This is a genomic window from Marinobacter sp. C1S70, assembly GCF_000475355.1.
GTDB lineage: Bacteria > Pseudomonadota > Gammaproteobacteria > Pseudomonadales > Oleiphilaceae > Marinobacter > Marinobacter nauticus.
In genome coordinates this window covers 11,824-31,633 of sequence record NZ_AXBW01000011.1, presented here as the reverse complement: position 1 = coordinate 31,633, position 19,810 = coordinate 11,824, and the positions used below count along the sequence as shown (strand labels likewise).

Here is a 19,810-nt window from a genome sequence, read left to right as displayed (position 1 = left end):
TGTCGGTGCAGGCCACACCCGGATTGTCACGGTATTTTACATTCACTCCTGGCAAGCCCCGGAGACGCTATCCAGAAAGGCTGTGTCTGCCAGAGCTCACTTATAAGCAGGCCTGAATCTGCGAACCTGAGCGTGATCTGGCCGGAGCAGGCCGTGTTCAATGGCACGGCACCACTGGCGCGGTACCGATCGGTTACTTCCGCATGCGGATGCCCGAAATGGTGCCGGTAGCCCGCCGTATAGATCACCTGATCCGGCGCCACCGCCTGTACCCAGCGTGTTGAAGATGAAGTTTTGCTGCCATGGTGTGGCGCCAGCACCACCCGCTGCGCAACGCGGTTCTCAAGCCACTCTGGGCCGCCGCCACCGAGCATCAGTTGCTCAACCTTCCGGCTGATGTCCCCGGTCAATACGAAATCGCTGTTGCTGGACGGGTGGTACACGCGTATCACGCACGAAGCGTCATTCCCGTCCGCAGGCAACGGATTTTGCCACAGCGACATCACCAGACCCGGCCACCGGATATTCCCCGGGCGACAACCTTCCACCGTCGCCGGCACGCGCCCGGCAATAAGAGCAGGCTCTCCGGAAATCACCCTTTTGATCGCGAAGTGCCCAGACAACGTCTCAAGACCGCCGGCGTGGTCATTATCAGCATGGCTCAAGACCAGCAGATCAATAACCTCGACGCCCATTGCCCGGAGATTCGGCACCAGCACCGAATCGGCGGCGGAGTAGACGCCCGCAACTTCCGGCCCGGTGTCATACACCATCACCCGGCCACCGGCGCGAACCACAACTGACAGCCCCTGCCCCACATCCAACACCCGGACTTCAGGTGCCTGTGTGACGGAATTGCCTATTCCTGCACCTGACCAGGGAACACTGAGCAACAGGAAGGTAACGCCCAGCAATGCCCGCCATCGCCAGTCCCTCCAGCGAATCCCCCAAAGCGCCAGCAACGCCAAACCTGCTGCCAATGGCAGTGGCAGAGGCTGCATCTGCCCTGCCGGGAACCGGGCCACCAGCTCCAGCCACCACCATAGCGCCCCCAGGACAAGGTCAAACCCGGCCGATACCCAGGGCAGGAGCCACCCCCCGGAAAGAAGAGCGATGATGGACCCCAGGAACAGTACCGGCATGACGGCAAACGACACCCAGGGCACCGCCAATAGATTGGCCGCGAAGCCTGCAAGAGGTTGGCCCTGATGCACCAGCATCAACATTGGCCACAACCCGACAAAGACCGCCAACTGGGCTATCAACAAAGCCGATAACCAACCCGACGAACCCAGACGCCCTGAAAATACCGCCAGCAGCACCCCGACAGCGCCAAAAGACAACCAGAAACCCTGGTCCAGAGGCGCAAACGGATCCATCAGAAGCACCACTGCCAGAGCCAGCACAAAGGGCCGCCAGCCGCTCTGTTGTCTTGCCTTGAGCAGATACCAGCCGCCGGCAACCACCATCACCAGGGCCCGCCGGGTTGGTACGGTAAAACCGGCCAATAGCGAATAGGCAAGGCAGCTGAGCACAACCACCAGAAAAACCAGAGAACGCCGGCCCTGCTCACTCAGACCACCAACCGGCAGCAACAGCAAGCCCCAGCGCGCCAACAGACCAACGCCGACCGCCACCAGACCCAGATGCAAACCAGAAATAGCCACCAGATGAATGGTGCCGGTCGACTTGAGTACCTGCCAGTGATGATCTTCCAGAGAACCCCGGTTACCCATTAGCAGAGACGCAATCAGGGGGTAGTATTCCGCTTCACCAAACCAACGCTGCAACTTCTTTGATGCTCGCCAGTGCCAGGCGTGGTACTGACATTGCAGTGCGCATGACAGCTCCGGTGCCGCAGAGACCTGTTTAACGGAACCGGTCGCCCGATAGCCGTGACGGAACAACCAGTCTTCGTAGCGAAACCCATCTGGATTCAGGTTGCCGTGAGGACGCTTGAGAGTGACCTCCAGTGTCAGGCGATGGTCGGGTAGCCTGCGCCCCTCCCTGCCGTACCAGGATAGTCGCAGGACGCGGGGCAAGTTGTTATCTACCGACACGCCAGGTGCCTGCCAGTGCAGGACACAGAATCCGAATCTCAGACTGTCAAAGCTTCCCGGCGTCGGCAAATCACAGAGATAGCCGGATACTACAATGCGCTTGGTTTCCCACTCCGAAGGCAGGCGCTCGGCCAGTCTCATATCGGCATTCCAGCCGGCCCAGACCAACCCCAGCGTCGCAGCAACCACCACGGGCCCGAGCCTCTGTATGCGCTGGTATCGACAGAACATAGCCAGCAACATTAACCCAACCAGCACAAACAGCCATGGATATGGTGGCAAGGTTGCGAGCCGATACAGTAAGATAACGCCGCAAGAGAAGGCGAGAATGCTGGCGAGTCCAACACCGAGCCTGCTGACCCGGTTGGAAACTGGGTTTTCGGACAATCCTTGTCCTCCAATTTTCGATAGCGCTGGCAGCCTCTGGGCTCCAGTGATTACTCAAAGCCAGGAAACAGGCCGAACTTCCTATGCCGAAGAAGTTCATGAAACGGTATTTGCCCACCCCTGAAAAGGTGCAGTCGATGCAATCGCTGCGTTTTCTGGGCGATATCCTCCATGAACCCAACCTGTGGCACATCAACCGGCACTGTGTTGCCAGGGCCTTCCTGGTGGGCGTCTGGTTCTGTTTTATTCCGATGCCTTTCCAGATGCTGGCAGCCGCATTCTGCGCCATCTGGTTTAACGCCAACCTGCCTTTATCCGTGGTTCTGGTCTGGATCAGCAATCCGCTGACCATGCCCCCGATGTTCTACTTCAATTACAAGGTGGGGGCCTGGATACTCAATCGGCCCGTTCTGGCGTTCGAATTCGAGCTTTCCTGGGACTGGATCAGCCACAGGTTGATCGATATCGGCGTGCCGTTGTACCTGGGTTCTCTGGTTCTGGCCACGGTGACCGCCTGCGTCGCTTACCTGATCATCCAGTATCTATGGCGCCGCAAGATCCGCACTGAATGGCAATTACGGCGTCGCCAGCGCAACAAGCGAACGCCCGCGAGCAATCAGGCCTCCTGAACCAATCGCCCCTGCTCCAGTCGCAGCACCCTTCCCAGGCTCCGGGCCATGGTCATGTCGTGGGTAACCATGATGAATGACGTCCCGGAATTATCACGCAGGTCGCCGATCAGGGCACGGATACCCTCCCCTGTGTGTTCATCCAGATTGCCGGTAGGCTCATCCATCAACACACACTCCGGGCTGTTAACCAGTGCTCTGGCTATCGCTACCCGCTGACGCTCACCACCGGACAACTCGCCGGGTTTGTGCCTGAGCCGCTCACCCAGACCCACCCGTTGCAGCAGTTGCTCCGCCTTCGGGCGGGCCTGCCTGGGTGGCATGCCACCAAGCGCGCAGGGCAACATGACGTTCTCAAGTGCGGTAAATTCCGGCAGCAGATGATGGAACTGATACACAAACCCCAGATGCTGATTCCGGAACCGCGCCCGGCCTGCTTCCGATAGCTGATGAATATCCTTGCCACAGATCCGGATATGCCCTGACGAAGGGCGATCCAAACCGCCCAGCAGGTTCAGCAAGGTGGTTTTCCCTGCCCCGCTACTGCCCACAATGGCAACCGTCTCGCCGGCCTTAACCTGAAGTGAGATGTCCGAGAAAATCGTCAGTGTTTCCGGCCCTTCACTGTAGGTGCGGGTAACCTTCTGACAATCAATCACCAGAGATGTCGTCTGCCCGTCACTCATAACGCAATGCCTCCGCCGGTTCGACCCGCGACGCACGCCAGGCCGGATAAATAGTTGCCAGCAGGCTCATGGCAAGGCCCGCACCGCTGATAATCAGTACATCCTGCAACTGGAGCTGCGACGGCAGGTAGCTGATAAAATAGACATCAGCGCTGAGAAACTGATGCCCCAGTGCCGATTCAAGCCACGAAATAAAGCCACTGATGTTCAGGGCACCGAAGATCCCCAATGCAGTACCTATGAGCGTGCCAAACACGCCAATCACGGCACCCTGGATAATAAAGATCCTCATAATGCGCCCGGGCGTGGCGCCCATGGTTCGCAGGATGGCGATATCAGCGGTCTTGTCGGTCACCACCATGACCAGCGTTGACACAATATTGAAGGCCGCCACTGCGACAATGAACATCAGCAGCAACCCGATCATGGTTTTTTCCATGCGAATTGCCTGAAACAGGTTGCCGTGGGTGCGGGTCCAGTCCGATACGTAATAGCGGCCTCCCAGGGTCCGGGCAACATCATTGACAACTTTGGGCGCCGCAAACAGGTCATCCATTAAAAGCCGGATACCCTCCGCGCGGCCACCGGTACGCATCAAACGCGCCGCATCATCCATATGAATCAGCGCGTAGTTCCCATCAAGCTCGGCACCAACGCTGAAAATGCCCTTGACGGTAAAGCGCTTGAGTCTGGGCAACACGCCGGCCGGCGTTACCGAAGCTTCGGGCAATACCACCGTGAGTTTATCGCCTACCCCCAGTCGAAGGCTGTTTGCCATCAACCGGCCAATGATGATTCCGAATTCCCCGGACCGAAGCTCCTCAAGGCTGCCTTCGATGAAATGGTTCTCGATAATCGAAACGCTGGCCTCCTGCTCCGGCAGGACACCGTTGAGCATCACGCCCCGGACGTTACCACCACCGGTTACCATGCCCTGCCCCTGGATAAAGGGAGCCGCCGCCAGCACTCGCGGGTAGGCTTCAACCTTCTGGTCAATCTCCTGCCAGTTCTCCAGGGGACCGGAAGCCCCCTGAATCGTGGCATGAGGCACCATCCCAAGAATGCGCTGCTTGAGTTCGCGATCGAACCCGTTCATGACCGAGAGCACGATGATCAATACCGCAACGCCCAGCATCAGGCCAATCATTGAGGTCAGGGAGATAAAGGAGATGAAGTGATTACGTCGTTTGGCGGCGGTATATCGCAGGCCAATATAAAACGATAAGGGTCTGAACATGTAGGGGTGCCTGTCGCTACCTTGCGGTCCGTCGATTATTGAATCCCCGCTGGCTTCGATCATTACCTGGCCCGGAGATTTGCCAGGCCTCTTACCAGCCGTCGGGAAACTGCTAAACTGTTCTATAATCAATAAAAACCCGTCCGGAGACAGGATGCCAAGCCAGAATAAAACGCCACCGAGCGGAGACAGCCAGCGGGAGCGCCGGGAGTTCTTCCGGATAGACGACCGTATCGGGCTTGAGGTACGCCGCCTGGACGACGCCCATCCCGGCGACGATCCGTTCAATAACTCTCCACTGGAAGCCCTGAAAGCCGAGTTCCGGAGGCTGGACCAGGACGTACGTGCATACCTGGCAAGCCTGGCTGAGCGCGACCGCCTGCTGGCCGGGCTGGTCAAATCCCTGAACAGCAAGGTCGATACGCTGGCGCGCATTATCGCCTTTGAGCAAAATCCGTTGCAACCGGAGGACTGGCAGGATGTAACCCTGAGTGAGGGCGGGCTCTCATTCCGCTGGCCGACAGCAACCTTTGGCGCGGGTGACCGACTGGCCATTCGGATGACTCTACCACCAGAGCTATACCAGCCAAGAGCCATTGCTGAAGTACTGGATACCGAGCACGACAACCAAGGCGGCACACGGGTTCACACGCTGTTTGTTGAACTGGATGACAGCGACCGTCAGCAAATTGCCCGGCATGTGATGCGTTGGCAGATTCGGCAACGCCAAAAAGAGTAAGATACTGAAAAAGTGCTGACTTTTGCTAAGCTTTTCGGGATATTACGTTTTATTCATCTGCCGCAGACAGTGCGCAGTAATCATGCATTATTGGAGACTCCTCTATGACAAACTACCGCAATGTGATGGCTGCCGCCGTTTTGGCTACGGCTGTATTCGCCGGCTCAGCGCCACTGGCCCTTGCTGAGGAACTGAGGGTACCGGTCGGCAGCCAGGCCGACAGAAGCCAGATCAGCCTGCCCGCGAACGGCATGAGTGACGACTCCGTCCGGAATCGCTGGGGCGCCCCCCAGAACATCAAAGGCCCGGTCGGAGAACCCCCCATCAGTCAGTGGCATTATCAGGATTTTGTCGTCTATTTCGAAGGTAACCGCGTAATACATGCAGTGGCAAAGCAACACAAAGACTGATAAACACCCGCTTCATCAAACACCGGCCAAGGAATGACAATGCACGGGCTGCATTGCTCAGATAGAATGGCGGCTTTTGCAAACCAAGGTGACTTATACAGTGACTTCCAGACGTACGTTGCCTGCGGAGTGGGCTTCCCAAAGCGCAGTCATGTTGACCTGGCCTCATCCCGGAACCGACTGGGCAAAGCGCATGGCCGACGTGGAGCCCGTGTTCGAGGCCATTGCCAAAGCGGTCCTCCGTTTTGAACACCTGGTGATCAGCTGCGAGTTCGTGGCACGTCTCCAGCAACTTGGCCAGCAGCTGAACGCTTATGCCGAAGGCAACGGGTTACCAGGTCGCGTAATCACTGTGCCAGCCCCGGCCAACGACACTTGGGCCAGGGACCACGGCCCCATCACCGTGGATACCGCTGACGGCCCCGCTCTGCTGGACTTCCGGTTCAATGCCTGGGGAGACAAATTTCCCTGGGAAAAAGACGATGCCCTCAACCGGCACCTGGCGAACGCGGGCGTTTTCGGCAAACACCCACTGCAGCCAGTGGATTTTGTCCTGGAAGGCGGCTCTATAGAATCCGATGGCGCCGGCACCTTGCTCACTACCAGCGAGTGCCTGCTGACTCCGTCCAGAAACCCATCCATGGATCGGACGGCTATCGAGCAATTGCTGGAGGAAGTCCTCGGGGTCGATCGTATTCTCTGGCTCAACCACGGATATCTGGCGGGCGACGATACCGACAGCCACATCGATACCCTGGCACGGTTCTGCGCGCCTGATCATATCTGCTATGTGACCTGCCCGGATGTTGCGGACGAGCACTACAGCGCCCTGGCGGCGATGGAAGAAGAATTGCAGGAATTCCGTCAGGCCGACGGCACCCCCTATCGCCTGACGCCCCTGCCCTGGCCCGACCCGATTTACGATGAGGACGGCGAACGGTTGCCAGCGACCTACGCCAACTTCCTGATCATCAACGGCGCAGTTCTGCTGCCAGTCTACGATGTGCCGCAGGACGAAGAAGCAGTTCGCATCATGGCGGGCATCTTCCCAGACCGGGAGATTATTCCAATTGACTGCCGCCCGCTCATTTACCAGCACGGCAGTCTGCACTGCGTAACCATGCAAATTCCTGCGGGGGTGGTAACGGTATGACCAGCACGAACACCAGCTCCAACCTGAAGGTCGCCGCCATTCAGCAAACCTGCAGTCCCGACAAGAACCAGAGTCTCGCGACATCCGAACGCCTGATACGGCAGGCTGCGGTGGATGGCGCGCAGTTGATTGTCCTGCAGGAGCTGCACGCCACCCAGTATTTCTGCCAGACCGAAGACACCGCCATTTTTGAGCTTGCAGAGCCCATTCCCGGGCCCACCAGCAACTATCTGTCTGGTCTCGCAAAAGAATTAGGCGTTGTGCTTGTGGGTTCTATTTTTGAAAGGCGCATGAATGGCGTTTACCACAACACATCTGTGGTGTTCGACACCGATGGCAGCCTGGCCGGGCTGTACCGGAAAATGCACATCCCGGACGACCCGGGCTTTTATGAGAAATTCTACTTTACTCCCGGTGATGCCACCTTCAATGACGGCAGCAGCGGGTTTACCCCCATCCAGACTTCCGTTGGTAAGCTGGGGGTCCTTGTGTGCTGGGACCAGTGGTACCCGGAAGCGGCCCGACTGATGGCACTGGCCGGCGCGGAAATACTGATCTACCCGACCGCCATTGGCTGGGACGTGACCGACGATCCAGACGAACAGGCCCGGCAACTGGACGCCTGGGTGACCGTTCAGCGTGGCCATGCGGTAGCCAACAACCTTCCGGTTATCGCCCCGAATCGCGTTGGGACCGAGCCAGATCCTTCCGGCCAAAGCGATGGCATCCGGTTCTGGGGGAACAGTTTCATCTGTGGCCCTCAGGGCGAGTTTCTGGCCCGCGGCAACGAGACTGACGAGTGTATCCTGTCGGTAACCCTGAACCGCCAGCGCACCGAATCCATCCGGAGAATCTGGCCGTACCTCAGGGACAGGCGCATCGATGCCTACGGCGACATTCTGAAACGGGTGAGGGACTGAAACCGGCATGAAACAGAAAATGGACACGGTCGTCAGCGCCCTTAACAAGGTACTGCTGGGCAAGGAGAATCAGGTTCGTCTGGCGCTCTGCGGCCTGCTTGCCCGCGGCCACCTGTTGATTGAAGATATTCCGGGCATGGGCAAGACCACCCTCTCCCATGCGCTGGCAAAAATCATGGGGTTAAGCTATCAGCGAATCCAGTTCACCAATGACCTGCTGCCTGCAGACGTCCTCGGCTACTCCATGTATGACAAGCAGGCCGGCGGGCTCGTGTTTCACCCCGGCCCCATCTTCGCCCAGGTGGTTCTGGCAGACGAAATCAACCGCGCGTCACCGCGCACCCAAAGCGCCCTGCTGGAAGCCATGGAAGAAAGGCAGGTATCCATTGAGGGGGAAACCCGACCACTACCTACCCCGTTCTTTGTGATCGCAACCCAGAACCCCATAGAGCAAGGCGGCACCTTTCCCCTGCCTGAATCCCAGCTTGACCGGTTTCTGATGCGACTTCGGCTGGGCTACCCCGACCCGAAAGCGGAACGGGAGCTGCTGGAGGGCGAAGACCGCAAACACCTTACCGATCGTTTGCAGGCCATACTCCCGCACGATGAGCTGGTGGCCTTGCAGCAGGCCGTGGAAAAGGTATCCGCCAGCCCGGCTTTGCTGGATTACCTGCAACGCCTTCTTGAGCAGAGCCGGCGCATGCCCGGATTGCTTTACGGCTTGTCCCCGAGGGCGGGCCTCGGCCTGCTGAGAGCCGCCAAAGCATGGGCACTGATGGAAGGTCGTAATCACGTACTGCCCGACGACGTGCAGGCCGTCTTCCCCGCCGTAGCCGAACATCGCCTGGAACAGGGAGAATCCGGTAAAGCCCGGGAGCGGGTGCGCCAGCTGTTAACGACCGTATCGGTGCTTGAATAATCCGGGTCTGACCACATAGCAACGTTTTATAAGCCACATTGGCGTAAACGAATGGCAGCCCGGTCATTTCATGTTAGCCTTTTGCCAGATTTCAGATGAGCGGCTCCCGTTCTGCCCTCCGAAGGGACAGAGGAGAGCCGTCGAATACGCATACTTCATTTCAGTGAGACACAGATGAGCGAAACCCGACATTCCCGACTGATCATTCTTGGCTCCGGCCCGGCCGGCTACACCGCTGCAGTCTATGCCGCGCGCGCCAACCTGAACCCGACCCTGATCACCGGTATCGAAGTGGGCGGCCAGCTGACCACCACCACTGACGTAGACAACTGGCCGGGCGACAATGACGGCGTTCAGGGCCCCGAGCTCATGCAGCGCATGCAGAAGCACGCCGAGCGTTTTGAAACCAGCATCGTGTACGACACCATCAACGAAGCTGATCTGAACAACCGCCCGTTCCGGCTCAAAGGCGACAACGGCGAATACACCTGTGACGCTCTGATCATTGCCACTGGCGCCTCTGCCATGTATCTGGGGCTTGAATCCGAAGAGAAGTTCAAGGGTCAGGGCGTGTCGGCCTGCGCCACCTGTGACGGCTTCTTCTACCGCAAGCAGAAAGTCGCGGTTATCGGCGGCGGCAATACTGCTGTGGAAGAGGCGCTGTATCTCTCGAACATCGCTGATGAAGTGACCCTGGTTCATCGCCGTGACAAGCTTCGGGCCGAGAAGATCCTTCAGGACAAACTCTTCGAGAAAGCAGAAAACGGCAACGTCAACATCATCTGGGACCACACCCTGGACGAAGTGCTCGGCGATGGCACCGGTGTTACCGGCATGCGCATCAGGAACACCAAAGATGGCAGCACCCAGGATCTGGAGCTGGCCGGCGTATTTATCGCGATCGGCCACAAGCCGAATACCAGCCTGTTTGAAGGGCAACTGGATATGGCTAACGGCTACATCCGGATTCGCTCCGGCCTCGACGGCATGGCCACCCAGACCAGCATTCCAGGCGTGTTCGCGGCTGGCGACGTAGCCGATCACGTCTATCGGCAGGCTGTGACGTCCGCCGGGTTTGGTTGCATGGCTGCGCTCGACGCCGAAAAGTTTCTTGATCAACAAGGCTAACTGCTCAGGAGCAGAATGACGTCGCTACCCTGGCTGGATCCTGATCAATTCTGGTTTCCTCCCGCAGAAGAAGCGCTGGAGGATCCCGATGGCCTGCTTGCCCTGGGTGGCGACCTGTCTCCGGAACGCCTGATTCTGGCCTATCGGAATGGCATTTTCCCCTGGTTCAGTGACGACCAGCCCATTCTCTGGTGGTCACCGAACCCTCGTTGCGTGCTGTTTCCCTCTGACATCCACATCTCCCGGAGCTTGCGCCGGACGCTGAACCAGCGTCGATTCCATATCACCACCGATCAATGCTTTGGCCGCATCATTCGGCTCTGCGCAAACACCCGCGCTGAGGGCACCTGGATTACTGACGACATGATGGCAGCGTATACCGAGCTGCATAAACGAGGTATCGCCCACTCCATTGAAGTCTGGAATCGCAACAATGAGCTCGCAGGCGGCATGTACGGTCTGGCTATCGGCCGCTGTTTCTTCGGCGAATCCATGTTTTCACTGGAAACCAACGCCTCCAAAGTACTGATGGTGCATCTGGCCCACCAGCTCGGCGAATGGGGTTATCAGCTCATGGATTGCCAGGTAGAGAGCGACCACTTGCTGACAATGGGCGCGCGCAGTATTCCGAGGGCGGAGTTTTTATCTATACTCAGGGCATGTGTCGATCGGAAACCGGACCAGCCAGACTGGAACTTCAGCTGGCAATGGCCCTGCCCGGAGGTGAAATGAGTAATCTCAGAACGCTCGTTTTCTTTGCCACTCCTCCTCACGATTGCAGTTACCTGCCAGACCGTGAAGCGACCACCATGTTTGTGGACCCACGCGCCCACATCGACAGAAAGCTCTACAGCCAGTTAACCGCACTGGGTTTCCGCCGCAGCGGCTCACATTACTACCGTCCGCACTGCGAAAGCTGTAACGCGTGTGTTCCGGTACGCCTGCAGGTAGGCCAATTCGAGCCAGACCGGAATCAACGCCGGGTGCTTCGCAAAAATGCCGACCTCGACTGCAAGCTGGTGCCAGCAGCATTCAGTGAACGCTATTACCGGCTGTATGCCCACTATATAGAGGAGCGTCATCGCGACGGTGACATGTATCCACCTTCAAGAGAACAATTTACCTCGTTCCTCGTGGAGGGGGCTACCGACTCCTGGTTCCTCGAAATGTCTCTTGATGGTGACCTGGTGGGACTGGCAGCCGTCGACCTGCTGGATGATGGCCTCTCGGCCATCTACACCGTCTTCGCGCCGGAACTGGAGCACCGGAGCCTGGGCACTTTCGCAGTGCTCTGGCAGATTGAGGAAGCCAAACGGCGGGAATTGCCGCATCTGTATCTGGGGTACTGGATAAAAGAATGTCGGAAAATGAACTATAAAACCCGATTTAAACCCATTGAGGCCTTGCGGGATGGCCACTGGCGCGAGATGTCGACCGACTGAGTTTTGCCAAACGTGGAGAATTCAGGCAGAATTGCGCAATTTAAAATCACCGAAAAGTATTCCGAACGAGGTTTCTACTGAATGGCGAAATCAGATGTCATTGAAATGGAAGGCGTTATTATCGACACCCTTCCCAACACCATGTTCCGCGTTGAGCTGTCCAACGGCCACGTTGTGACTGCACACATCTCCGGAAAAATGCGCAAGAACTACATCCGCATTCTGACTGGTGACAAGGTCAAGGTTGAGCTGACTCCCTACGACCTCAGCAAGGGCCGCATCGTTTACCGCGCCCGTTAATCGGCCAGGCTGACATCTGAAAAGCCCCGCAAATGCGGGGCTTTTTTGATTAATACCATCCGTTATTCCCGGTTCTGATCCGAGCACTCACGACCCCCGGGGTTCGTGTAGCAGCGGATTTTTCTCAGGATGGTCATCATGTCCTCGTGATACACCGCGGCCGCTAACCGGGATTCCGGGTCCGATGAAGACAACAGATCCAGCCGGACCTGCCTGAGCATTTCCTGATAATCCCGCTTATCTTTGGCAGCTATATCGATCCACCTGTCCTCGGGGACACGCTCTTCGAACTGGCGGATGATCCGGATGGCTTCGGGATACAAACGGGCCATCGTCTTTCGGGAATCACGAACAAAGCCGTCGGTAAAGGTTCCTTCCCTGGCAAAGAGCTGAACTGTCACCTGACCAACCGGATAACGAACTATTCCCCCGTTTTCACCTGCGCCGCGAAACATCTCCAACACCTCCCACGCCGCCGCGGGTGCATAACTGATGTCCACCGCGCCGGAATTGAACAGATTGGCAAAATTGGAAATTTTGGCCTCAACCGGCTCAGCACCAACGAAACTCACCATATGGCGGGCATCGTGATGTCCCTGGAAAACACTGAAGCGCTTGCCCTTGAGTGCATCTACATGATCAATCGCCCTGTCTTTCACGAATAGATAAGCAGCGCCCATTGGCGCCACTCCAAGCATTTGATAGCCATTCTGCGTTAAATAAGGTTCGAGCCTTGGTCGCGACAGGCCGTACAACAGAACCCGAAGATCTTCGTAGTATGGTATGGCACCGATTGCGCTGATCGAGCCGGTAAAATCGTTAAAGTTCCGGGCTCCCATATCGGTTACGGCAACGAGATCACAGCGGCCTTCCCGAAAATCCCTGACCGCCGCATCTTCATCGGTATAGGGCTGCATGTTCAGAAGCACTCTGTTCTGAAGTGCACTTCGCTGATACTCCCGAAGCAACTGGTAAACAAATCCGCTGGCCCCGGCAACATCAAACACGCAGAACGCTTTGGGGTCAGTTGAGGCTTTTGCAGGACTTGCCACAGCAATAGAAACAAATGCCAATAACGCAAAAATTGAAGGGATATTCTTAGTCATCAACGGCTGCATCCTTATTGTTGTTTGCATACCGCGAGTCGGGCCGCGGACACCTACAAAAATGACAGATGTTCACGACCAATGAATTGACGGTTCCGCCAATGTTTTATGCAGAATATGGCCAACGGGTATTCAGGGCCAGGAACGATCGGACACGAAAAAACCGCTGGACGGGTGGCCCGGCCAGCGGTTCCATGAGGTTCGGTGAGGTCAGACCGCCTCGGCCGGCTCGTCCTCATAATCAAAGGTCAGCTCGTCGTCCTTGAGCTGAATGAATACATCACCGCCGTGCTCCGATAACCGACCGAACAGGATCTGCTCCGCCAGCGGGCGCTTGATCTTGTCCTGGATCAGCCGCGCCATCGGTCGGGCACCCATGGTTACGTCGTAACCTTTCTCCGCCAGCCAGAGCTTGGCCGCATCATCAACGTGAAGCACAACGTGCTTCTCGTCCAGCTGAGCCTGAAGCTCGGTGAGGAACTTGTCCACCACGTGAGTGATGGTGTCCTTCTGCAGATCGGCGAACTGGATAATGCCATCCAGTCGATTGCGGAACTCCGGCGTGAAGGTTTTGCTGATCACCTCCATGCCGTCGGTGCTGTGATCCTGCTCATTGAAGCCGATCGAGCGGCGGGCCATGCTTTCAGCGCCCGCGTTGGTGGTCATCACCAGAATCACGTGGCGGAAATCCGCCTTACGGCCATTGTTATCCGTCAGGGTACCGTGGTCCATCACCTGCAGCAGCAGGTTGAAGACTTCAGGATGCGCCTTCTCGATCTCATCCAGCAGCAACACGCAGTGCGGATGCTTGTTGACCGCTTCGGTCAGCAGGCCGCCCTGGTCATAGCCGACATAGCCCGGAGGTGCACCAATCAGGCGTGAGACAGTATGACGCTCCATGTACTCTGACATATCGAAGCGAACAAGCTCGATGCCCAGCACCTTCGCCAGTTGCTTGGTGACTTCCGTTTTACCGACACCGGTCGGCCCGGCAAACAGGAAGGCACCTTCCGGCTTCTCAGGCGCTTTCAGGCCTGCCCGCGCCAGCTTGATGGCGGTTGACAGGGATTCGATCGCCGGATCTTGACCGAACACCACCATTTTCAGATCGCGTTCAAGATTGCGCAGCAGATCCTTGTCGCTGGTGGAAACATTCTTCGGCGGAATTCGCGCAATATTGGCGACCACGTCTTCGATGTCGGTCACGTCAATGGTCTTCTTGCGCTTGTCTTCCGGCTGCAGCCGCTGCCGTGCACCGGCTTCGTCGATCACGTCGATGGCCTTGTCCGGCAGGTGCCGGTCGGTGATGTACCGGTCTGCCAGCTCTGCGGCTACCCGCAACGCCTTGTCGGTGTACTTGAGATCGTGATGTTTCTCGAAGTTTGGCTTGAGACCCTTGAGGATCTGGTAGGTGTCCTCAACGCTCGGCTCGTTGACATCAATTTTCTGGAAGCGACGCGCCAGGGCGCTGTCTTTCTCGAAAATACCACGGAACTCCTGAAACGTGGTCGAACCAATGCAACGGAGTTCGCCTGAACTGAGCATAGGCTTAAGCAGGTTGGAGGCATCCATCACGCCGCCCGACGCAGATCCGGCACCGATGATGGTGTGGATCTCATCGATGAACAGAATGGCATGATTCTGCTTCTTCAGGTCACTCAAAAGGCCCTTGAGGCGTTTTTCAAAATCGCCACGATACTTGGTACCGGCCAGTAACGCGCCCATATCCAGTGAGTAGACGACGGCATCCGAGATAATCTCCGGCACCTGCCCGTCCACAATCCTCTTGGCCAGACCCTCGGCAATGGCTGTCTTGCCAACGCCGGCCTCGCCCACCAGCAAGGGGTTGTTCTTGCGGCGGCGAACCAGAATCTGTACCACCCGCTCAACCTCATGCTCACGGCCAATCAGCGGATCAATACGACCCTGCCGTGCCTGTTCGTTGAGGTTAGTGGCGTAGCTCTCCAGCGGACGGGAATGACCGCCCTCTTCCGCTGCTTCGTCCTGGGCAGCGTGATCCGCGCCTTCCTGGTCCTCTGCTCCCTGAACCCGGGAGATACCATGGGAGACGAAATTAACCACGTCAATCCGGGCGATATTCTGCTTTTTCAGCACATAAACCGCCTGACTTTCCTGCTCACTGAAGATGGCTACCAGTACGTTTGCTCCGGTTACCTCCTTCTTGCCAGACGACTGCACATGGAATACCGCTCTCTGCAGTACCCGCTGGAACCCCAATGTGGGTTGGGTTTCGCGCTCACTGTCGGAGCTAGGGATCAGGGGGGTGGTGGAGTCCACAAACTCTACCAACTCTTCCTCAAGGCGCTTCAGGTCTGCACCACAGGCTTTCAGGACACCCACTGCCGATTCATTGTCGAGAAGGGCCAGCAACAAATGCTCGACGGTCATGAATTCATGACGCTTGTCCCTCGCATTTTTGAAGGCCGTATTCAGCGTAATTTCCAGATCTTTACTCAGCATGGGCCACCCCAACGTCTGTCAGTCCGCACGTTCAATCTCGCAAAGGAGCGGATGTTCGCATTCCGAGGAATACTGGTTCACCTGTGCTGCCTTTGTTTCCGCGATGTCTCGGGTATATACCCCACATACGGCTTTTCCCTGCGTATGGACGAGCAGCATCACCTGCGTCGCCTTTTCTTCGTTCATGGCGAAGAACTTCATCAGTACGTCCACCACAAAATCCATGGGTGTGTAATCATCATTCAGGAGCACAACCCGGTAACGCGCCGGGCGCTTCAGGGCAGGCTTCTCCGGCGCAACACTGACCCCCTCATGGCGACCGGGTTGTTCATCCTCCCCCTGATTGAATACTAGTAGAGAATTCTCAATTGTCCGCATGGTTCCATATACCGGTTATTCGGTTCCTGACTTAAATGTGGATGCGTGGCAGCGTGTTTTCAAGCCAACACTGCCCACAAGCGTGCGTTGTTTATCAATACGAACATGATACCGCTTCCAGACCTGCCAGAACCACCTGTTCCGCAGTATCCGGCACTTGACTCAGGCGCCGGTTTGGCCGACAGTTAATGTGCATTGTTAAAGAATGTAAACTCATGCTTCATCGTGTAACCGGAAACCACAGCCAATACCGGTTTCACGTTGTTGGCAACAGTTCAGGCGCCACCAGGGCGCTGTGAATTCAACACACAAGACCAATAATAAGGGAGCACCTGCCGAGCCTCTGGAACTTGCCCGCCATACACGGGCACCAAGTACAGAGGAACAGTCAGCGCCTCCCAAAGTGACAGCAAAGGAACAGGGGAGTTCATCATGCCAAGAGGCAAAGTCAAATGGTTCAATAATGCCAAGGGATACGGCTTCATCATTGAAGATGGCTGCAGCGATGACCTGTTTGCCCATTTCTCCTCAGTCCAGATGGATGGCTACAAAACCCTCAAGGCCGGTCAGACGGTAACGTTCGACAAGAAGCCCAGTGACAAGGGCGTCCACGCCATTAACATTGTTCCGGACGAGGTTCCGGCCAGAGAGTCCGGGGCGAAAACGGCATCGGATTCGTCGGATCAGGCGGCTCAATCCAGCAACAGCAACGAGAGCTACACGCCCCGTGCTGTAAACGGCTGATGCCAGGCGTTGCCTGAAGCCCTCAGCCAACGCCGGCAGCCTGCCATTTCTTTCCTTTTCCCACCAGTTCTGCCGGTGGGCTGGCTTCGTGCTTTTTAATCAACGGTGATTGCAGTAGTCTTGGCGCTTTCGCGCATTTCCGGCACAGGACTTCACCCATGGCGAAGCTGATTCTCTTCAACAAACCGTTTCACGTATTGAGTCAGTTTACCGACGAGCGCGCCAGCCATCCCAGAGCCACCCTAGCCGACTGGATTGATCAACCCGGCGTTTATCCTGCCGGTCGACTCGATTACGATTCCGAAGGGCTTTTACTGCTCACCGACGAGGGCGCATTACAGCATCGTATCGCATCGCCCACCAACAAAATGCCCAAGACTTACTGGGTTCAGGTCGAAGGTGAGCTCACAGACGAGGCCCTGCAAAAGCTTCGCAAAGGCGTAGTGTTGAAAGACGGGATCACGCGGCCGGCCAGAGCGGATCGACTTGAAACACCCGACCTGTGGCCCCGCAACCCGCCGGTGAGATTTCGACAGAATGTGCCTACCACTTGGCTGGCGCTGACGATTACCGAAGGCAAAAACCGGCAGGTTCGCCGAATGACGGCGGCGGTAGGCTACCCTACTCTGAGACTGATCCGGGTCCGCATCGGGGACTGGACCCTGGATAACCTGAAGCCCGGCGAATACCGAAGTGTTACGGTCAATCTGCCCGACACTCCCCCGAAACTATCAACCAGGCCCAAAAGGAGGCGTCACCGATCATGACCTGGAAACCCCATGCCACCGTGGCGGTGGTTGTTGAAGACGATCAGGGCCGGTTTCTTCTGGTTGAGGAAGTCAGTGGCGGGAAGGTGGTTTTCAATCAACCCGCAGGCCATATCGAGGAGAACGAGGCCATTCTGGATGCCGTACGCCGGGAAACCCTCGAAGAGACCGGGTGGGAGATAGAGCCGGTTTATTTCCTGGGCGTCTACACCTACAAGGCTCCAGCCAATGGTGTCACCTATTACCGCTTCTGTTATGCCGCCAAAGCCATCCGGCATGCCACCGACGAGCTGGATACCGGCATCATCGGCCCTCACTGGCTGACACCGGAGGAGATCCGGGAACTCGGTGACCGGCTTCGAAGCCCGCTGGTGCTCCAGTGCATCGAGGATTACCGAAACGGACGCAAATTCCCCCTTGATGTGGTTGTGGATGGACAGACGTAATCACCGGATGATGTTAAAATTCGCGCTTTTGACCGGTTCCCAGACGAAATGACCCAGAATACTGAGCCCCAATCCCCCGCGCACACCCGCGTGATCGTCGGCATGTCCGGCGGCGTGGATTCCTCCGTTGCGGCCTGGCTCCTGAAAGATCAGGGGTACCAGGTGGAAGGCCTGTTTATGAAAAACTGGGACGAGGACGACGGGACCGAATACTGTACTGCAATGACTGATCTGGCAGATGCCCAGGCTGTTGCCGATGCCATCGGCATCAAACTGCACACCGCCAGCTTCGCCGCGGAGTACTGGGACCGGGTATTCGAGCATTTCCTGTCGGAATACAGTGCCGGCCGAACCCCCAATCCGGACATCCTCTGCAACAAGGAAGTAAAATTCCGGGCATTCCTGGATTACGCCGTTACTCTGGGCGCCGACTATATCGCGACTGGCCATTACACACGCCAGCGCCCGCTCAACGATGGTAGCGGCAAGGCCCAGTTGCTCAAGGGGCTGGACCCCAACAAAGACCAGAGTTACTTCCTCCATGCCGTCTCCGGCCAGCGCATCGCCCGCACCCTGTTTCCGGTGGGCGAACTGGAAAAGCCGGAGGTTCGCCGGATTGCTGAAGAGCAAGGGTTCGTTACTCACGATAAAAAAGATTCGACAGGAATCTGTTTTATCGGGGAACGGAAGTTTACCGATTTTCTGAAACAGTACCTGCCCGCTCAGCCCGGCAACATTGAAACGCCCGACGGCACGGTGATTGGCAAACATCAAGGCCTGATGTATCACACCATAGGGCAACGTCAGGGCCTTGGCATTGGCGGTCTTGCGGAGTTTGGCGACGACCCCTGGTATGTGGCAGAAAAGGATCTCAAGCGGAACGTATTGATTGCCGTCCAGGGCAAGCATCACCCACTGTTGTTTTCGCGGGGACTGGTCTCGGGCCCTGTTGACTGGGTTGCCGGCGAACCTCCGGCACAGAAGTTCCGCTGCAAGGCGAAAACCCGATATCGCCAACCGGATCAGGATTGCGAGGTTACCGTCATAGACGGTGGCGTGAAGGTCGTCTTCGACGACGCCCAGCGTGCCGTAACTCCCGGTCAATCCGTGGTTTTCTATCAAGGTGAGGTGTGCCTGGGCGGCGGTGTTATTGAGCAAACCTGGCGCGATAACGAAGCCTTACCGGCAAGACTTGAGCGCCTGGCAAGTGAAGGATCTGACACATGAGCCGCTCCCTGCATGACCAGACCCTGGCGCTGGCCGGCCTGTGTCAGGCTGCGACCCTGGTGCAGCAGATTGCCCATAACGGCAACTGCAATGAAGACAGCCTGGAAACCTGTATTCGCTCATTGTTTGCCACCAACCCGGCCTCAACGCTGGATGTCTACGGCGGCGAATTGTCTGACATACGGGAAGGATTGACGGTACTTTCAACGGTACTGGCCCAGCACGGCCAACCCCAGGACGTAGAAATCCTGCGGTACGTGTTCAACCTGATCCAGCTTGAAGCCAAACTCAAACGCTCCCCGGACATGCTGGACGTTATCGGGAACAGGATCGAGCAGGCCCGGCATACCGCCAGCCATTTCGGTTACAGTCACAGCAACCTTCTGGGCAATGTCGCCTCGATCTATGCCGATACCATCAGCACCTTCCGTTTGCGCATTCAGGTAACCGGCAACCCGCAGATACTCCAGCGTAATGAAAATGCAGACAAGGTACGGGCCCTGTTGCTGGCCGGCATCCGATCTGCCGTGCTGTGGAGGCAAAGTGGCGGCCATCGCTGGCAACTCATTTTCACCCGCAAGAAGGTCATCAGCCATGCCCGGGAGTTGCTGCGCTGATTCAGCGAGCCGGCTGGTGTATCATTAGCAGCTT

The 19,810-nt window shown here is 57.2% G+C and carries 21 protein-coding genes; 15 read left to right on the top strand and 6 right to left on the bottom strand.

Annotated elements, in window-relative coordinates; translation table 11 throughout:
* Positions 1–26 precede the first annotated feature (26 nt).
* Positions 27–2,447: a DNA internalization-related competence protein ComEC/Rec2 gene (locus Q669_RS02220; RefSeq protein WP_031210972.1), complete on the bottom strand. Its 2,421-nt coding sequence runs from the start codon at positions 2,445–2,447 to the stop codon at positions 27–29.
* 83 nt (positions 2,448–2,530) lie between these two features.
* Between Q669_RS02220 and Q669_RS02215 the strand changes: the two genes are divergently transcribed.
* Complete coding sequence (locus Q669_RS02215; protein ID WP_022991069.1) at positions 2,531–3,076, top strand: DUF2062 domain-containing protein; 546 nt, start codon at positions 2,531–2,533, stop codon at positions 3,074–3,076.
* On the opposite strand, the gene Q669_RS02210 is transcribed toward Q669_RS02215, so the two are convergent.
* Both Q669_RS02210 and Q669_RS02205 read right to left on the bottom strand, forming a co-directional pair.
* A complete protein-coding gene (locus Q669_RS02210) occupies positions 3,064–3,762 on the bottom strand; it encodes an ABC transporter ATP-binding protein (protein WP_022991068.1) in 699 nt (232 codons plus the stop codon). The two genes, Q669_RS02215 and Q669_RS02210, sit on opposite strands and share 13 nt — an antisense overlap.
* The gene (locus Q669_RS02205; RefSeq protein ID WP_022991067.1) at positions 3,755–4,999 is read right to left on the bottom strand and encodes a lipoprotein-releasing ABC transporter permease subunit; all 1,245 of its coding nucleotides are present in this window, start codon (positions 4,997–4,999) and stop codon (positions 3,755–3,757) included. Before Q669_RS02205 ends, Q669_RS02210 begins: the two co-directional genes overlap by 8 nt.
* 154 nt (positions 5,000–5,153) lie before the next feature.
* Here Q669_RS02205 and Q669_RS02200 point away from each other — a divergent pair, with 154 nt between their 5' ends.
* The 9 genes from Q669_RS02200 (at position 5,154) to infA (ending at position 12,010) form a co-directional block, all read left to right on the top strand.
* Positions 5,154–5,738, top strand: coding sequence for a PilZ domain-containing protein (locus tag Q669_RS02200; protein WP_022991066.1), 585 nt, complete (start codon positions 5,154–5,156; stop codon positions 5,736–5,738).
* Positions 5,739–5,842: 104 nt separating this feature from the next.
* Positions 5,843–6,148 (top strand): hypothetical protein, encoded by a 306-nt coding sequence (locus Q669_RS02195; protein ID WP_022991065.1) that lies wholly within the window; start codon positions 5,843–5,845, stop codon positions 6,146–6,148.
* Between the two features lie 100 nt (positions 6,149–6,248).
* Positions 6,249–7,301, top strand: a complete 1,053-nt coding sequence (locus Q669_RS02190; RefSeq protein ID WP_081698959.1) for an agmatine/peptidylarginine deiminase — start codon at positions 6,249–6,251, stop codon at positions 7,299–7,301.
* Complete coding sequence (locus Q669_RS02185) at positions 7,298–8,221, top strand: carbon-nitrogen hydrolase (RefSeq protein ID WP_022991063.1); 924 nt, start codon at positions 7,298–7,300, stop codon at positions 8,219–8,221. The genes Q669_RS02190 and Q669_RS02185 overlap by 4 nt, the downstream gene beginning before the upstream one ends.
* 7 nt (positions 8,222–8,228) lie before the next feature.
* Positions 8,229–9,140: an AAA family ATPase gene (locus Q669_RS02180; RefSeq protein ID WP_022991062.1), complete on the top strand. Its 912-nt coding sequence runs from the start codon at positions 8,229–8,231 to the stop codon at positions 9,138–9,140.
* Between the two features lie 174 nt (positions 9,141–9,314).
* On the top strand, positions 9,315–10,268 hold the full coding sequence (trxB, locus tag Q669_RS02175; protein ID WP_022991061.1) for a thioredoxin-disulfide reductase: 954 nt from the start codon (positions 9,315–9,317) through the stop codon (positions 10,266–10,268).
* A 15-nt stretch (positions 10,269–10,283) separates the two neighbouring features.
* A complete protein-coding gene (aat, locus tag Q669_RS02170; RefSeq protein ID WP_022991060.1) occupies positions 10,284–11,000 on the top strand; it encodes a leucyl/phenylalanyl-tRNA--protein transferase in 717 nt (238 codons plus the stop codon).
* Positions 10,997–11,710 carry an arginyltransferase gene (locus Q669_RS02165; protein ID WP_014421227.1) on the top strand — a complete coding sequence of 238 codons (714 nt, stop codon included), beginning with the start codon at positions 10,997–10,999 and terminating at the stop codon, positions 11,708–11,710. Before aat ends, Q669_RS02165 begins: the two co-directional genes overlap by 4 nt.
* An 81-nt stretch (positions 11,711–11,791) precedes the next feature.
* Positions 11,792–12,010 carry a translation initiation factor IF-1 gene (gene infA / locus Q669_RS02160; RefSeq protein ID WP_014421226.1) on the top strand — a complete coding sequence of 73 codons (219 nt, stop codon included), beginning with the start codon at positions 11,792–11,794 and terminating at the stop codon, positions 12,008–12,010.
* Positions 12,011–12,072: 62 nt separating this feature from the next.
* Here infA and Q669_RS02155 read toward each other — a convergent pair whose 3' ends face one another.
* From Q669_RS02155 to clpS, 3 genes are all read right to left on the bottom strand, one after another.
* Positions 12,073–13,116: a putative solute-binding protein gene (locus tag Q669_RS02155; protein ID WP_023009999.1), complete on the bottom strand. Its 1,044-nt coding sequence runs from the start codon at positions 13,114–13,116 to the stop codon at positions 12,073–12,075.
* A gap of 210 nt (positions 13,117–13,326) precedes the next feature.
* Positions 13,327–15,597, bottom strand: coding sequence for an ATP-dependent Clp protease ATP-binding subunit ClpA (clpA, locus tag Q669_RS02150; RefSeq protein ID WP_022991058.1), 2,271 nt, complete (start codon positions 15,595–15,597; stop codon positions 13,327–13,329).
* An 18-nt stretch (positions 15,598–15,615) separates the two neighbouring features.
* Positions 15,616–15,975 (bottom strand): ATP-dependent Clp protease adapter ClpS, encoded by a 360-nt coding sequence (clpS, locus tag Q669_RS02145; protein ID WP_011785238.1) that lies wholly within the window; start codon positions 15,973–15,975, stop codon positions 15,616–15,618.
* A gap of 432 nt (positions 15,976–16,407) precedes the next feature.
* On the opposite strand from clpS, the gene Q669_RS20045 reads away from it, so the two are divergent.
* The 5 genes from Q669_RS20045 to hflD all read left to right on the top strand — a co-directional run bounded on the left by Q669_RS20045 (position 16,408) and on the right by hflD (position 19,776).
* A complete protein-coding gene (locus Q669_RS20045; RefSeq protein ID WP_011785239.1) occupies positions 16,408–16,719 on the top strand; it encodes a cold shock domain-containing protein in 312 nt (103 codons plus the stop codon).
* A 158-nt stretch (positions 16,720–16,877) separates the two neighbouring features.
* Positions 16,878–17,486, top strand: a complete 609-nt coding sequence (locus Q669_RS02135; protein ID WP_022991057.1) for a pseudouridine synthase — start codon at positions 16,878–16,880, stop codon at positions 17,484–17,486.
* Positions 17,483–17,932 carry an NUDIX hydrolase gene (locus Q669_RS02130; protein ID WP_022991056.1) on the top strand — a complete coding sequence of 150 codons (450 nt, stop codon included), beginning with the start codon at positions 17,483–17,485 and terminating at the stop codon, positions 17,930–17,932. The genes Q669_RS02135 and Q669_RS02130 overlap by 4 nt, the downstream gene beginning before the upstream one ends.
* Before the next feature lie 48 nt (positions 17,933–17,980).
* Positions 17,981–19,159, top strand: a complete 1,179-nt coding sequence (gene mnmA / locus Q669_RS02125; RefSeq protein ID WP_022991055.1) for a tRNA 2-thiouridine(34) synthase MnmA — start codon at positions 17,981–17,983, stop codon at positions 19,157–19,159.
* Positions 19,156–19,776, top strand: a complete 621-nt coding sequence (gene hflD / locus Q669_RS02120; protein ID WP_022991054.1) for a high frequency lysogenization protein HflD — start codon at positions 19,156–19,158, stop codon at positions 19,774–19,776. The genes mnmA and hflD overlap by 4 nt, the downstream gene beginning before the upstream one ends.
* The last annotated feature ends 34 nt before the right edge of the window (positions 19,777–19,810 follow it).

What these genes read in the sequence shown, in the direction of transcription:
- Q669_RS20045 (WP_011785239.1), top strand. Translation starts at nt 16,408, where the DNA reads ATGCCAAGAGGCAAAGTCAAATGGTTCAATAATGCCAAGGGATACGGC.
- Q669_RS02180 (WP_022991062.1), top strand. Translation starts at nt 8,229, where the DNA reads ATGAAACAGAAAATGGACACGGTCGTCAGCGCCCTTAACAAGGTACTG.
- Q669_RS02165 (WP_014421227.1), top strand. Translation starts at nt 10,997, where the DNA reads ATGAGTAATCTCAGAACGCTCGTTTTCTTTGCCACTCCTCCTCACGAT.
- Q669_RS02135 (WP_022991057.1), top strand. Translation starts at nt 16,878, where the DNA reads ATGGCGAAGCTGATTCTCTTCAACAAACCGTTTCACGTATTGAGTCAG.
- clpA (WP_022991058.1), bottom strand. Translation starts at nt 15,597, where the DNA reads ATGCTGAGTAAAGATCTGGAAATTACGCTGAATACGGCCTTCAAAAAT.
- Q669_RS02205 (WP_022991067.1), bottom strand. Translation starts at nt 4,999, where the DNA reads ATGTTCAGACCCTTATCGTTTTATATTGGCCTGCGATATACCGCCGCC.
- Q669_RS02185 (WP_022991063.1), top strand. Translation starts at nt 7,298, where the DNA reads ATGACCAGCACGAACACCAGCTCCAACCTGAAGGTCGCCGCCATTCAG.
- Q669_RS02210 (WP_022991068.1), bottom strand. Translation starts at nt 3,762, where the DNA reads ATGAGTGACGGGCAGACGACATCTCTGGTGATTGATTGTCAGAAGGTT.
- Q669_RS02215 (WP_022991069.1), top strand. Translation starts at nt 2,531, where the DNA reads ATGCCGAAGAAGTTCATGAAACGGTATTTGCCCACCCCTGAAAAGGTG.
- mnmA (WP_022991055.1), top strand. Translation starts at nt 17,981, where the DNA reads ATGACCCAGAATACTGAGCCCCAATCCCCCGCGCACACCCGCGTGATC.
- Q669_RS02155 (WP_023009999.1), bottom strand. Translation starts at nt 13,116, where the DNA reads ATGACTAAGAATATCCCTTCAATTTTTGCGTTATTGGCATTTGTTTCT.
- infA (WP_014421226.1), top strand. Translation starts at nt 11,792, where the DNA reads ATGGCGAAATCAGATGTCATTGAAATGGAAGGCGTTATTATCGACACC.
- aat (WP_022991060.1), top strand. Translation starts at nt 10,284, where the DNA reads ATGACGTCGCTACCCTGGCTGGATCCTGATCAATTCTGGTTTCCTCCC.
- clpS (WP_011785238.1), bottom strand. Translation starts at nt 15,975, where the DNA reads ATGCGGACAATTGAGAATTCTCTACTAGTATTCAATCAGGGGGAGGAT.
- hflD (WP_022991054.1), top strand. Translation starts at nt 19,156, where the DNA reads ATGAGCCGCTCCCTGCATGACCAGACCCTGGCGCTGGCCGGCCTGTGT.
- Q669_RS02130 (WP_022991056.1), top strand. Translation starts at nt 17,483, where the DNA reads ATGACCTGGAAACCCCATGCCACCGTGGCGGTGGTTGTTGAAGACGAT.
- trxB (WP_022991061.1), top strand. Translation starts at nt 9,315, where the DNA reads ATGAGCGAAACCCGACATTCCCGACTGATCATTCTTGGCTCCGGCCCG.
- Q669_RS02200 (WP_022991066.1), top strand. Translation starts at nt 5,154, where the DNA reads ATGCCAAGCCAGAATAAAACGCCACCGAGCGGAGACAGCCAGCGGGAG.
- Q669_RS02195 (WP_022991065.1), top strand. Translation starts at nt 5,843, where the DNA reads ATGACAAACTACCGCAATGTGATGGCTGCCGCCGTTTTGGCTACGGCT.